Genomic DNA, 13822 nt, shown 5'->3' on the forward strand with positions numbered 1-13822 from the left:
GGCGCCTTGTATCGGTCTCCGATGCTAACGCAATAAGAACACTTGATCCCATATTGTTGTGCGTGTTACAATTTTAGGAAATAGATGAGGGACGGTGGGATTGTAACATGAGAATCCAATTAGAAGGTATCACGATGCTATCGAAGGATGTTGCACGACTAGCCCGTTTTTATCATGATGTGCTTGGATTTCGAATCGTGGTGGAAGAAGCGGATTATGTCGAATTTAATAATAACGGTGTCCGTCTAGCCATTTGCTCGACGCCACTTATGGCGGATAATACGAATAACCATCCTTCGTTTCTGGAAGAGCGCAAAGGGCAATCTTTCGAGTTCAATTTTCAATGTGATTCACCGGAAGAGTTGAACGCTCTTTATCAGGAGTACGTCTCCAAAGGGGCTGCTGCGATTTTGGAGCCAAAGGTGAAGCATTGGGGACATGTGACGGCCTTTTTTGCTGATCCGGATGGGAATATTCATTCGTTGTTTGCGGTAAATCCTGAATCAGTGTAGTACCACGAACGCATCAGGTTGATTCCGGATGTAGGTTGCTATGCCTTGTTGAGTGATCTCCGAGGCTTCTAGTAAGGCTGTATAGAGCGGTTGGACCTCCGACAACAGTTCAAAGTCTTGCTCGAGATCCGTTGTAGATATCTCAAAGTTAGTGATATTCCTCGGGTGATTTCGTTGCCGAAGAAGCTCTTCCATACGCTCGACGATCGGCAGTGTGGCGCTGTCATCGAAAAAGCGCAGCCCACTTAGAAGACCTGCCCATCTCGCTGGTTGGGCGAGAGAATAGGCACTCCACCAATAGAAATCAGCCTGCGATTTAATTGCATGGGTGTAATAGACGCTGAATGCGAACAGGGCTCGTTGACCTGGTGTAAGCTCTTGGAATAATCCGGAGCTGAAATCCTCACCGCGCAATTGAATCTCTTTATAGGCATCGATGATCGGTTGGAAGCAGGCAGATATAAGTGCCTTCTCTTCTAAAAGCTGAAAAATATCGGGGCTCATTTGTACTAAAATAGCAACATCACTCCTTCATTCCTATTATACAGAAAATGGGAAAGAAGCATAATCATAAACAAGCAAGAGAGGCCGTCTCAAAAAGTCTACGTGGACCTGTGAGACAGCCTCGTGTCTTGTGCAGCTAATGTTAACCTTACACGTTCAATGGTTGCGGCACTCTGCGAAGCCTAGCACGAATGATCATCTCCGCGAGAAGTAAATTCGGCAGCCAGCAGATCCAAGCAATGACGCCGAACGTATCATTGGTATCCGTAAGCCCCCAGAACACTGCGGCTAACGGCGTCATGATACGAAGAGAGATCGCTGCGCAGGACAGTGCGTAATTTCGCAGCATCCATTGACCGTGCGTGCGCGGGTTGCGATCGGCAATAATGCTTCTGAGGCTTTGGTAAAGCGTGTACAACCACATGAGAGATAGGGCTCCGAAACCAATCTGAGCACTCAAGCCACCGCTTGTGTAATAAGCCATGTAGAGACCGGTCACACCTGCTATTGTAATCATCGTTGCATACACATAGCCAATTGCGCGATGGACATTCGGCGCTCGGAGTCGAATCCTCTTGATGAATTGCAGCCAACCAATGCCGAGTGCAATGCCGCCAGAAACGGCGTGGAACCACAGCACGTTATACCACAGGTCAGGCAGGGTACCTTTCGCGGTAACGAAGCCTTGATCCTTGATATCGTCCGGGTTGCCATACAGTAACAAGGCATAAGCCGCGATCCCAACGGCTAGGAAAGCTAGAATGCCAAACACCCAATTCCGTCGTCTTCTTCGGTTTCTCTTCACTTCGCATCCCTCACAGCTCATCGAATTCTTGTTGATTCGATTTTACCACTCAGGGAGTTATTTCCAGAAGCGACCATGGTCGGAGCGGGTGCTCCTCCTTAAGTCGGGGATTGGGATCAGCCAAGTGCTCTAGGCCAAATCCAACTCCAAAACCACCGGACAATGATCGCTCCCTAGAATGTCACAGGCTATCGACGCCTCCGTGATGTTAGGTGCTAATCGCGCAGATGCGAGGAAATAGTCAATCCGCCAGCCCACATTACGTGCACGAACGCCAGGCATATTGGACCACCACGAATACACGTCGGTTCTCTCTGGGTATAGGTGCCGGAACGTATCTAGAAAGCCTGCTGCCAACAAATCAGTCATTTTGCCACGCTCTTCAAGGGTGAAGCCGGAGTTGTTGTGGTTTCCTTTGGCATTTTTCAAATCGATCTCATGATGGGCGACATTCAAATCGCCGCAAATCAACACAGGCTTAACCGCATCCAAACCGACTACATAATCGCGAAACCGATCCTCCCACTCTAAACGATAAGGCAACCTGGATAGATCGCGCTTCGCGTTCGGTGTATACACGGTCACGAGGTAGAATTTCTCAAATTCCAAGGTCAGAATGCGACCTTCGGGCTCAGCATCTTCCTCCATGCCGTAACGGACAGAAAGTGGCTCAACTTTTGAGAAAACGGCCGTGCCAGAATACCCTTTTTTCTCCGCATAGTTCCAATATTGCTTATAGCCCTCACCTAGATCGAGGTCGATTTGGCCCTCCTGCAGTTTCGTTTCCTGCAAGCAGAATAGATCCGCATCCACCTCTTTAAAATAGTCTGTAAACCCTTTATTCACGCAGGCTCTCAAGCCATTTACATTCCAAGATAACAGTTTCATTTTCGTTTCTCCTTGCTCTCCATTTATGATGGTTATCATCTAAAAACCAGTGTACCATATGTTCGCCCCAGGGTCGTCCTAATCAAACAAATCCTCCAATATAAGAAAATACCACACTCTTTTATCAAGATTATTGATTTAATATCCCTCTTGGCAGGTGTTATACTTTATATATCCAACTAAACGTATAGGTTTAATATTACAGATATGAAAGCGAGGGTCCCCCATGACCAAAATATATAATAATTTAACAGAACTCATCGGCAATACACCGTTGCTGGAGCTCTGGAATTTCAATAAAAGGCAAGAGCTTGAAGCTCGCATTGTCGCGAAGCTGGAGTATTTCAACCCAGCGGGCAGCGTAAAGGATCGCATTGGTTATGCCATGCTGAAGGATGCAGAACGCAAGGGGAAAATCAATCAGGATACTGTGATTATCGAGCCAACGAGTGGGAATACGGGCATTGGTCTGGCTTTTGCAGCAGCTGCTTTGGGCTATCGGTTGATCATCATTTTACCTGATTCGTTCAGCGAGGAGCGCCGCAAAATTGTAAGAGCCCTAGGCGCCGAGCTTGTGCTCACTCCTGCTGCGGAAGGCATGCAAGGTGCCATTCGCAAAGCCAAGGAATTAGCTGCCGAGCTGCCTAATTCCTATATTCCGCAGCAGTTCAGTAATCCAGCCAACCCTGAGGTTCATCGCACGACCACCGCAGAAGAAATATGGCGAGACACAAGCGGAAAGGTTGATATCTTTGTAGCAGGGGTAGGTTCAGGAGGCACGATTACAGGTGTGGGAGAGATTCTAAAACAGCGACATTCCGATGTTCAAATTGTGGCTGTTGAGCCTGCGGATTCCCCTGTGCTGTCCGGCGGCACACGTGGTGTGCACCAGATTCAAGGGATCGGCGCAGGTTTTGTGCCTAATAACTTCAACCGGGCCATCGTGGACGAAATCCTCACGGTCAGCAATGAGGAGGCGATGGAAACGGCTCGCCAATTGGCAAGAAGTGAAGGGCTTCTCGTCGGCATTTCGTCTGGGGCTGCAGCCTATGCAGCTGTTCAACTGGCGAAGCGACCTGAGAATAAAGGGAAGACGATCGTCGTTATCCTGCCGGACACCGGGGAGCGATATTTGTCATCCGCGCTTTTTGCAGAGCTCGAATAAATTGCGCCCCGCCATTCACGGTCGTTTTGCATCTACAAAGTAAATCAACGCTAGAAGGATGCTGTGTAGCTGGCTTCGGTCAACCTTCGAAAGCCAGCATTCACGAAGCTTGCCCTTAGCATTTCTCAGATGCAGAGGTAGCTCCGTCGAGATTCATGTCCACTATATCCAATCCCAATCCAGATAACGGATGATCGCATGCCCGGAGAAACCACTTCGAATCTCGTCCAATTGCAGAAGGAGGTTGCGAGTACCTGATTGTTTGCCTCCCTTATTATCTATATATGTATATGTTAGTTCGAGCGCACAAGAGTACGTGTTACAATTCTCCGCGACCGTCTTCCCTCTGATAGAATATTCATTTCCTGAAGCTCTCAGTTCCGTAATTAATGCTTTCCAACGTGCCATGACAGCAGGGTCTGGCGAAAGCATCCTGAAATTCGTCAGATCAAGTGTCCTAAAAACCTTTATTCTAACTATAAAATGTGTTAAGCGCTTTTCAATCGCGGATAGTAATGGTAGTACCATAAAATGGATGTAATGTGGTTTTGAAAATTCTCGTCAGTTGTGATCAGATCAAGGTACCTAGTAATCTGATGTTCACAACGAGCAAAAAGAGACTATAGGGTCACCCCATAGTCTCTTTCAGTTCGGGCAGAAGCCCGGCGTCTTGACGCAGAGGAGTTTTGCATATTTCGGATCGAGCTTAGCCAGCTCTGTGAAATAACTGCTTACGGCATGATTACCAGCGAAAGAGCCAGTTGGAAAATCGAGCTCCACTGCTTTTTTTACATGAATATAGTGATAGAGGTCGCCGGTACGAGGCGATTTGTAAACGAGAGGCGGCAGTGAAGGAACCATATCGTTGCGATTATACACGCGATAGTGAGGACCTGTTTTGCGGTTAAATTGACCAGCGAATGTCGTATTACCGACCCTGGGTGAACCGAAAGTGTAGACGGATGGGTCTTTGAACTTGGTGTTCGTTGCCAAATCTGCTGCACATAAAGTAGCTAATGAGCCGCCGAGACTATGCCCAGTGAGGTAGAGTTGTTTGTGAGAGGATAGTTTGCTCATAGCACTTACTATTTGTTTGCGGGCGGATTCATAAATGTCCAGAAACCCCTGGTGTACGAGACCGCCCTCTTTGGCATAGGGAAAATTAGTCTGTCTGGCAATGGCATCCGAGATCCAGTCCGATGTGGTGGATGTACCTCGAAATACAATCACAATCTGACTATCGGATTCTGCAATAAAGCCAAATAACTCACGTCCACCAAAGGCGGAATTCGCCGTAAAGGAAGTCACGATTCGGTAGGCAGCGGGTAAGATAACCCCTTCCGTTCCTTGTTCGAGTTGGGTATAACTTTGACCGCACATCGCTGCGAGGCGAAGAGCAGTTCGCGTATCCATAGAGTTGTTGAACATGATGACATGCCTCCACAGCCAGGATAAGATATACCTATTCATATGAAAATATTGGATACATGTCCTCCGACAACTGCCTATTTGTGGATGATTTCAGGTATAATAGGCAATGTTGCAACCATTACAAGTGCGAAGTGATTATTGGTTGTCAACGATACGAAAGGTGGAATAGACATGTTGAGAAGGTTTTTTTCATACTATCGGCCCTATAAGCACTTATTTATTTTGGATTTTACTTGTGCGGTGGTGGCTGGGTTACTGGAGCTTGGGTTCCCGTTGGCCGTCAATCAGGTTGTCGATAAATTGCTTCCTGCAGGGAATTGGACGTGGATTATTTGGGCGTGTATAGGATTGTTGGCCGTCTATGCGCTGAATACGCTGCTGCACTTTGTTGTTACGTATTGGGGTCATATGCTGGGGATTAACATTGAAACGGATATGCGGAAAAAGATGTTCAATCATCTCCAGAAGCTGAGCTTTCGGTACTACGACAATAACAAAACGGGACAGTTAATGTCGCGTATGTCGAATGATTTACTGGAAATTGGCGAGGTTGCTCATCATGGTCCAGAGGATCTGTTCATTGCTGTGATGACACTCATTGGCGCACTTGTCCTCATGCTGCAAATTAATGTGAAGCTAGCTCTGCTAACGTTTGTTATTGTGCCGTTCCTACTGTGGATTGCGGTGTATTTTAATCAGAAAATGACCAAGACCTTCCGTCGCATGATGGGCGATCTTGCCGATATTAATGCAAGAGTGGAAGATAACATTGGCGGTATTCGTGTGGTACAAGCGTTCGCGAATGAAGCGCATGAGAAGAAATTGTTCGAGGTGAACAATGGTCGGTTCCGATTGACGAAGCTGGCTTCTTATAAAATCATGGCGTGGAACATCTCCTTAAGCTACATCTTGATGCGTTCCGTTACGGTATTCGTGCTCATCTGCGGTACGTGGTTCGTTATTGATAAGCAAATTACCTATGGCGAGTTTATTGCCTTTGTCCTGCTAACGAATGTTTTCTTAGGGCCCATTCAGAAAATCAATAATGTCATTGAGAGCTATCCGAAGGGGATTGCTGGCTTCAAGCGCTATGTAGAAGTCATCGACACCGAGCCGGAAGTAGATAATCATCCGAATGCTCGGAAGGTGGATCATCTAGAAGGACAGATCAAGTTCGAAGCGGTCTCATTCGGTTATGGGGTTGAAGATCGCGTGTTGAACAACATCTCTCTCTCTATTCGAGCGGGAGAGACTGTCGCATTCGTCGGACCATCCGGCGCAGGCAAAACGACAATCTGCTCCTTGCTCCCGCGCTTCTACGATGTTAGCGAAGGCAGCATTACGATTGACGGTCTCGATGTCCGTCAGATCGAGCTTGAATCGCTGCGCCGCCAAATCGGCATCGTGCAGCAAGATGTGTTCCTGTTCTCCGGCACGATGCGGGAGAACATTGCTTACGGCAAGCTGGGCGCGACGGATGAGGAGATCTGGGACGCTGCGCGGCGCGCGCAGCTGCAGGGTTATATCCAGTCCCAGCCGAAGGGACTGGATACCGTGATCGGAGAGCGCGGCGTCAAGCTCTCCGGGGGGCAGAAGCAGCGCCTCGCGATTGCGCGCATGTTCTTGAAGAATCCGCCGATTCTCATCTTAGATGAGGCGACATCGGCGCTGGATACCGAGACCGAAGCGGCGATCCAGCAGTCCTTGGCGGAGCTGTCGAAGGGCCGCACGACGCTCGTCATTGCGCATCGACTCGCGACGATCAAGAACGCGGATCGCATCGTCGTTGTGACCGAAGATGGCATCACCGAGCAAGGCGCGCATGAGGAACTCATCGCCGTAGGCGGTGTGTACAGCCGGCTGCATCAGGCGCAGTTCAGCACTTAAGAAGCTTTCGCCTCCCTGTTTGTTAGGGGGAGGCGGAGGCTTTTTCTTTTTAGCGGTATCGTCCAATGACATGGAGCAGAGGCTCATTCGCAAAGATAACGTTACGAAAACACCTTATTCTCTCTTTTAATAGAAAATTTGGAAGAATAGTGTTATGCCATAGCGTTATTCAGCATAAGCGGCCGAATTTCGCTTCATTTGGTCGAAATAGCGCTATTACGTAACGTTATTTATCCGTAGAACATGCGTGTGGAGCAAATAGCGTTATGGCAAACTCTTATTTGGAATTACATGTGACCGCACCTTCGTGATAAACTAAGACCATACAATGATTATTTACCTAAGGTAAATTACAAAAGAGGTGGCACGGATTGAAGTCGATAGGACGATGGCTATTACTGGGTGCGATCACACTGATCGGTATTTTTTTGCTGAGTAATATTAGGCAAATGTTCTTGTCCGTTCAGCCCGATCAGATCAAAGTGACGGTCAATTCCAGTATTAGCATGCAGAAGATCAGTGAGATGCTGCCTGGCAGTAAGATTTTGAATGAGAAAAGTGGTCTGTTAGAAGTCCCTTACGGAAAATTCTGGGAGTACCAAGGCACGGCCATGACGATCAAAGGAGTGCTGCGATCCTCGGTCATACCACTAGAAAAGCCTATCATTTCATGGCGTTATTATGGCTACACCGTCAAAGATCAGCTTAAGGGCTTCTTGCATGGTGATTTTGGGAAATACCGCGATCCCTATACGCGCAAGGAAGTACCGATGACGACAGCGATTCCGAAGATGCTGCTCAAAACCTGCACCTATTTCATACCTGGCTTGGGGCTCGCAATTCTACTCAGTATGCTAGTTGCTCTGTGGGCTTCCATATCAAGGCGGATCGGCATCGTGCTGGATGGTATTCATGCGCTGCTTGTTGGATTACCCGACTTTTTCCTGATCGTGCTGATTCAATTAGCGGCGATTTACGCGACGAAGCTCCTCGGTCACTATGTGCTGCTCATCGTTCAAGTGGGAGACAGAACGCCGTTCCTCATTCCGTTTCTGACGATTGCGTTGATTCCGTCGGTGACGATTTATGGGACACTTCGCGTCGCGATTGCACGGGAGTTGGGTCAGGATTACGTTATCACGGCACTGGCCAAAGGATTGACCCGGCGCGAGGTGCTCTTCTCGCATGTGCTGCGGAATGTGATGGAGGATGTGTTGGCTATTTTGCCAAGAGCTACGACATTAGCTTTAGCTAGCATGGCCGTTGCGGAGGCGATTTGTGGTATTGGGGGCTTGGGCGGCTTCATTATTCTGCCGATCTACCAAGGGATTACTTCGATGTCTGCGATCTGTGTCGTGCTTGGAGTGGTTGCCATGTCTTTTCATATCCTGTATGCGCTGCTGCGGAAGCGGTTCGTGGTACGTGCGGAGGAGGTGGTTAGACCATGAGAAAACGTCCTTCTACCGCCTTTTATATATCCATCGCAATCTTGGCGTTATTCCTGCTGGTGATGGTGTTCGGGTCCTGGTTGAAGCCGCATGGCATTTCGCCAGAGGACAAAATCAACATGATCCAATACCAAGAGGACGGGAAAACCAGATACGCAATCCCGCCGTACGCGCCTAATAGCACCTTCCTGCTTGGAACGGATCACCGTGGATTCGACATGCTCAGCCTACTATTAAATGGGTTGAAATACACATTAGGCACGGCGCTCGGTTTGACCTTGCTTCGTTTTGCCGTGGCGATGCCTTGGGGATTATGGAGTGGAATGACGAGCAGAGGAAGAGCACTTCTCCGATCCTTACAGTGGGCAGTTGCGGCGGTGCCGGCATTTATTTTCCTCTATCCGCCGCTTGCGGGGATGTATTACGGGCTAAGGCTTGATCTCGGCGCCAAAGCGGATCCACACAATAAGCTGTTGTTCAGCATCACCTTCATTATCTTAATTACGCTGATCGGCATATTTCCATTGGCACATCAGATTGCAGAACGGACACGCTATTATAGTGGCAAAATGTTTATAGAAGCCTCCCGCCTCATGGGCGGTTCGTTCTGGCATCGGACGCTTCGGCATATTTTCCCTTCGATGCGCAATGAAATGATGTTCATCTTCTTGAGCGAGTTTATGCAGGTGCTGTTCCTGCTGGGGCAGCTAGCCGTATTTAATATTGTGCTCGGCGGTACAGAGACGATCGGTGACGAGGAAGCTGGGTTCCAGATCACGATTAGCACCTCCGGTGAATGGTTGTCGCTGATCGCCTACGGCGCACGCTATATTCGTCTGCACCCGTGGATCATACTGAGTGCGGGCACAAGCTTCGCGTTGTTATTCCTTTCACTGCAATTTTTCTTGAATCAGCTCAAGCGCCGCTATGGCGAGGAACGTCAGCTGATGTAATAGAGTCGAGCTTCATCCTAGGGATGGGGCTCGGCTTTTTGGTTGTTCGTGTAGGGAGTGGAAGTGGAGGAGGTGCGAGTGCAGGTGCGACGACGACGGCGACGGCGACGGCGACCACGATCGCGACTCAACGGTAGGCACCTACCACACGACGCCTCCAGCACGGTGGCTGTCATAACCGTGAGCTGGTACTGTTTCACTTGGATGGCTACTAGTTCCTTTCAATTTACGCGAAAAAGGGGCAGTACATCTTGATTAACTGGAAAATATACAGCTATTTTAGAGCTAAATGGGCAAAAATTACAAATAAATGGATTTTATGTCGTTATTTCTCCCGTATCTGCCCTGCACACTGGAGAGAGGAATAATTAACTGTATTTTTTCCAGCTATTCGCCAAAAGAAGCGAAATCACGGGAATTTAACTGTATGTTTTCCATGTATTATTGTGGAAGGCCCCTCAACCGAGCTACTTTTACACACCTATCATCCCACCTAAGCCACAATTATCTGACCACGACCTTTATTCCGTACATTTGACGCTGATTTGGTGTTTGAATAGGAGGGAGTCAGCGAATCACCATTAGAGTTAGGATATAATAAGTGTCACTATGGTATATATTATATGTTATAATTCAATGAAAAGGAGGCAATCTAACCATGGAGGACAAACAAGATAAAACGAAACGACTCTCGGTTTATTTGCCTGAGAAAGTGAAATCCGAATTAGAACAGATGGCGGATGCAACGGGCCTATCGATGACACAGTTGATTGTCATGGCGACGCAGGGACTGCTTGCGAATTATGCCGCACAGGGTGGTGCGATTTTTGCGGATCTGCTGTCTGCGAGACATCGCATCCTTCACGAAGTGAAGGAGAAGCAGACGCTCCTCGACCAGGAAAAACTGAACATGCAAGCCTACTACGGCGCACGGGCAGAGGAGTATGAACGGATTTATCACCGCGAGGATGCGGAGTATCAACAAGAATTGGCCCTTCTGTCTGATATCCTGAAGAGGCAGGTAGAGGGACGCCGTGTGCTGGAAGTCGCTTGCGGCACAGGCTACTGGACACACATTGCTGCAGAAACGGCGACACAGCTTGTTGGTGTAGACATCCGCCCTGAGGTACTGCGCATCGCGGAGTCGAAGTCATGGCCGAAGGGGAATGCGGCCTTCAAGGAAGGGGATGCGTATGAGCTCTCCGAGATCAGCGGGGAATTCGATTACGGTCTGGCAAACTTCTGGTTCTCCCATATTCCGCGGAATCGAATCGACAGCTTTTTACATGGCTTCCATGAACGATTGGGCAGCGGAGCGCAGGTTTTTATCGCTGATAATGTGTATGTGCCTGGCAGAGGCGGCGAGCTCATCACCCATGAGGATAGCGAAGACACCTACAAAAGACGCGAATTAGCCGACGGATCCAAGCATGATATCCTCAAGAATTATTTTAGCTACGAAGAGTTAAATGATATTTTTCGACCCTTGTCACAGCATTTACGCATCTTTGTGGGGGCCAGCTTCTGGTACGTCAGCTATACGATCAAGCAGCCCTGACCCATCCATCTTGGGTATAATTGACGTATATTGAGGAGGCCATAAACATGAGTGTAACGTTCCTTACAACAGTTATGAAAGCCCACAATAAGAATGCCACGGGGATTTCCATTCCCGAAGAGGTCATGACCACGTTAGCAGGAGGCAAAAAGCCAAGCGTGTCCGTGACCCTGAATGGTTACACGTATCGGACAACAGCCTCAGTCATGGGAGGCGAATACCTCATCCCACTCAGTGAAGGCCATCGACAAGCCTCCGGCTTGAAAGCGGATGACCCCGTCGAAGTGACGTTGGCTTGGATCTTACTCCTCGGACGGTGGAAGTCCCAGTGGACTTACTTGCGGCGCTGTCTGAAAAAGAAGGTGCAATTGGACGTTTCGAAGCCCTCGCCTTCTCCAAGCGCAAAGAATTCGTCCGCCAGGTCGATGACGCGAAGACACAAAAGACACGCCTTCGCCGGATAGCCAACGTTGTTACGCAGATGAGCGGCGTTTAGGCGCACCTTGCATCTTAGTGTCCTGACGTAAATTTCAATCCGAGCACACCGACCAGAATCAAGACCATAAACAAAATACGAACCAAACTGATCGGTTCATCTAGGAATAACGTACCAATGATAATTGCACCTACAGCGCCAATACCGGTCCAGGCCGCGTAGGCCGTTCCGATCGGAAGAGTTTTCGTTGCTACAGCTAAGAAATAGAAGCTAACGATCATGCCTAGAATCGTAACAATGGACGGGACAAGTCGCGTAAAGCCATTGGAAAATTTCAATGAGATGGCCCAAACGACCTCAAACACACCTGCAATGGCTAGAAACAACCATGCCATGATGATCACTCCTTCATGTGGGGATTTACGTTCCATACGTTGTCAGTGCCACAAAAATAAACAGAGAAAAGCCCGGGAATATCGCGCTGTTGCGATAGACTCCCGGGCTTTTCTCCCTCCGTGACCACAGCATATTTGCTGTGTGTTTTCCCTTGGACCAGCCGGCGATGAAACGCCGCGGAACCCTAGAAAACGACATGCCGTTATTATAGGCCCGCTAACATGCCATGTCAAGTTACACATTTTGGCTGCTATCTAGTTAGCATATCCTATTCTTCTAGCGCTATGTTGTTCAATGCCAAATGTGCACGGAACATAGCCATAGTATCTGGTTGTTCCTGTTCGGGTACCCACGTTGCGGGATCCCATATCTTCGACAGCTTAAGCGCACGACTACAGTGCACGAAGCATTCTTGCACCTCGACGCCAACAGCGGCGATTGGTGATTTCCCATTAAGCTGCATAGTCGCAAGGAGTTCTTCATCTTTCGTTAGCCAAGCGCGTCCATTGACGCGGAGCACTGTCTCGAACCCAGGGATGATGAAGATGAGGCCCACCTGCGGGTTGGTCAGTAGATTATACATCGAATCAATTCGTCGATTTCCGAGTCTTTCTGGATAAATCAGACGGTGATTATCGAGAACGCGAACGAAGCCAGGGCTATCACCGCGGGGGGAAACATCACATAATCCATTCGCACCTGACGTAGATAAGAAGAATAGAGAGGATTTGGCGATGAACGCTCGGGTGTGCTCGTCAATTTGATTGACCACCTTATTTTGTACCGCAGGATGAGGCTCTCCAATCATATTTCTAATTTCTTCAATGGATCGAACGATGCCGGGAAATGGGGGTGAAGTACTGTCTTGTATGTTGTCCATGCGTTCTTTTCCTTCCTCGAGACCAGGGGCCTCTATTCAAAATATAGAATGTAGATGCTTCACATAATATTTGGGTTATATTTCTCCATAATGTTGTAGTATACGCCGATAACCTCGTTCAAATGAATGAAGCCCTACAAGTCGTCGCTCTTACGAGCAAAGCTTGCAGGGCTTCATTCTGTGCCGAGAATATTACTTGGATTCAGCAGTTAGTTGATTGTAAATATCATCCCATAGAACACGTCTGGCTGATACGTACCGCTTCGCATAATAGGATTCGCTCAACTTATTCTTAACAACACCTTGATTGGTAGCGGAGTGAACGAATTCACCATTACCGAGGTACATCCCTACGTGAGAGATACCGCTGCCATCTGTGTTGAAAAATACAAGATCGCCCTTACGAAGATCACTTTTGTTAACCCAGTAGCCTTCAGCGTTTTGTGATTTGGAGCTGTGTGGAAGGTCGATGCCGAACTCGTCGAACAAGTAGGATGTGAAACCAGAGCAATCGAATCCTTTGGTTGTCGTTCCTGCCCATCTGTAAGGAGTTCCAACAAGCTCGTCTACCGCTTTATCCATATCGGATGCTGCGAAAACGCTTCCTACACTAACGCTCAAAAACAAAACAAGACTAAAAATAAGACCAACAACTTTCTTCAACTGCTTGTCTCCTTCCGGTGCCTACGAGGTTAGCTGGAGGGTTCGGTTGAAGGTTCCCTATGATCCCTGTCTTGCAAGATCAATTCACCCGGAGTGGTTCCCCCGTTTCCCCATAAACTGAGGAATTCGGCATGAAATATTTGGTTTTTTTGATGCTAGTACGTTTATTTCGTCATAATGTTTGAAATTCCTCTTTTTTGGGTACATAATAGGCAAAAAATAAGTGTAATTGTTCGGAAAATAGACAAAAAAATCCCCATTCTCAAAGAGAAGGGGATAACGCTTGTTTATTCACT

At 48.2% G+C, this 13822-nt stretch carries 15 protein-coding genes, 1 pseudogene and 2 riboswitches; of the genes and pseudogenes, 8 read left to right on the forward strand and 8 right to left on the reverse strand.

From position 1 onward, the window contains the following. Positions 1-107 precede the first annotated feature (107 nt). On the forward strand, positions 108-512 hold the full coding sequence (locus ASG89_RS12640; RefSeq protein WP_057311068.1) for a VOC family protein: 405 nt from the start codon (positions 108-110) through the stop codon (positions 510-512). Here the strand turns inward: ASG89_RS12640 and ASG89_RS12645 are convergent. From ASG89_RS12645 to ASG89_RS12655, 3 genes are all read right to left on the reverse strand, one after another. Further along, positions 504-1016 carry a hypothetical protein gene (locus ASG89_RS12645; protein ID WP_057311069.1) on the reverse strand — a complete coding sequence of 171 codons (513 nt, stop codon included), beginning with the start codon at positions 1014-1016 and terminating at the stop codon, positions 504-506. The genes ASG89_RS12640 and ASG89_RS12645 overlap by 9 nt on opposite strands. Positions 1017-1164: 148 nt before the next feature. Continuing rightward, the gene (locus ASG89_RS12650; RefSeq protein ID WP_162259699.1) at positions 1165-1821 is read right to left on the reverse strand and encodes a DUF2306 domain-containing protein; all 657 of its coding nucleotides are present in this window, start codon (positions 1819-1821) and stop codon (positions 1165-1167) included. Between the two features lie 129 nt (positions 1822-1950). After that, a complete protein-coding gene (locus ASG89_RS12655) occupies positions 1951-2709 on the reverse strand; it encodes an exodeoxyribonuclease III (protein WP_057311071.1) in 759 nt (252 codons plus the stop codon). A 226-nt stretch (positions 2710-2935) separates the two neighbouring features. Between ASG89_RS12655 and cysK the strand changes: the two genes are divergently transcribed. Next, positions 2936-3874, forward strand: a complete 939-nt coding sequence (cysK, locus tag ASG89_RS12660; RefSeq protein WP_057311072.1) for a cysteine synthase A — start codon at positions 2936-2938, stop codon at positions 3872-3874. 162 nt (positions 3875-4036) lie between these two features. Here the strand turns inward: cysK and ASG89_RS37640 are convergent, their stop codons facing one another. Then, positions 4037-4282 carry a hypothetical protein gene (locus ASG89_RS37640; RefSeq protein ID WP_057311073.1) on the reverse strand — a complete coding sequence of 82 codons (246 nt, stop codon included), beginning with the start codon at positions 4280-4282 and terminating at the stop codon, positions 4037-4039. A gap of 237 nt (positions 4283-4519) precedes the next feature. Next, entirely contained in the window at positions 4520-5302 is a 783-nt protein-coding gene (locus tag ASG89_RS12670) for a lipase family protein (RefSeq protein ID WP_057311074.1), read from the reverse strand. 174 nt (positions 5303-5476) lie between these two features. Here ASG89_RS12670 and ASG89_RS12675 point away from each other — a divergent pair, with 174 nt between their 5' ends. The 6 genes and pseudogenes from ASG89_RS12675 to ASG89_RS38645 all read left to right on the forward strand — a co-directional run bounded on the left by ASG89_RS12675 (position 5477) and on the right by ASG89_RS38645 (position 11647). After that, the gene (locus tag ASG89_RS12675) at positions 5477-7192 is read left to right on the forward strand and encodes an ABC transporter ATP-binding protein (protein ID WP_057311075.1); all 1716 of its coding nucleotides are present in this window, start codon (positions 5477-5479) and stop codon (positions 7190-7192) included. Positions 7193-7563: 371 nt separating this feature from the next. Beyond that, entirely contained in the window at positions 7564-8640 is a 1077-nt protein-coding gene (locus tag ASG89_RS12680; protein WP_057311076.1) for an ABC transporter permease subunit, read from the forward strand. Further along, the gene (locus tag ASG89_RS12685; protein WP_057311077.1) at positions 8637-9593 is read left to right on the forward strand and encodes an ABC transporter permease subunit; all 957 of its coding nucleotides are present in this window, start codon (positions 8637-8639) and stop codon (positions 9591-9593) included. Before ASG89_RS12680 ends, ASG89_RS12685 begins: the two co-directional genes overlap by 4 nt. A gap of 658 nt (positions 9594-10251) precedes the next feature. After that, positions 10252-11151: a methyltransferase domain-containing protein gene (locus ASG89_RS12690; RefSeq protein ID WP_057311078.1), complete on the forward strand. Its 900-nt coding sequence runs from the start codon at positions 10252-10254 to the stop codon at positions 11149-11151. A 47-nt stretch (positions 11152-11198) separates the two neighbouring features. Next, positions 11199-11432, forward strand: a pseudogene (locus ASG89_RS38640) (DUF1905 domain-containing protein); the annotation flags it as partial. Positions 11433-11479: 47 nt separating this feature from the next. After that, positions 11480-11647: a YdeI/OmpD-associated family protein gene (locus ASG89_RS38645; protein ID WP_414813258.1), complete on the forward strand. Its 168-nt coding sequence runs from the start codon at positions 11480-11482 to the stop codon at positions 11645-11647. Between the two features lie 14 nt (positions 11648-11661). Here ASG89_RS38645 and sugE read toward each other — a convergent pair whose 3' ends face one another. The 3 genes from sugE to ASG89_RS12710 form a co-directional block, all read right to left on the reverse strand. Further along, positions 11662-11982: a quaternary ammonium compound efflux SMR transporter SugE gene (sugE, locus tag ASG89_RS12700; protein ID WP_057311080.1), complete on the reverse strand. Its 321-nt coding sequence runs from the start codon at positions 11980-11982 to the stop codon at positions 11662-11664. A 97-nt stretch (positions 11983-12079) separates the two neighbouring features. Continuing rightward, a riboswitch (guanidine-I (ykkC/yxkD leader) is annotated at positions 12080-12182 on the reverse strand. Positions 12183-12251: 69 nt separating this feature from the next. Beyond that, a complete protein-coding gene (locus tag ASG89_RS12705; protein WP_057311081.1) occupies positions 12252-12863 on the reverse strand; it encodes an MSMEG_1061 family FMN-dependent PPOX-type flavoprotein in 612 nt (203 codons plus the stop codon). Between the two features lie 192 nt (positions 12864-13055). Continuing rightward, entirely contained in the window at positions 13056-13526 is a 471-nt protein-coding gene (locus ASG89_RS12710) for a C40 family peptidase (RefSeq protein WP_057311082.1), read from the reverse strand. 3 nt (positions 13527-13529) lie between these two features. After that, positions 13530-13668, reverse strand: a riboswitch (cyclic di-AMP (ydaO/yuaA leader). Positions 13669-13822: the final 154 nt, after the last annotated feature.

This window comes from Paenibacillus sp. Soil766, from assembly GCF_001428105.1.
GTDB lineage: Bacteria > Bacillota > Bacilli > Paenibacillales > NBRC-103111 > Paenibacillus_E.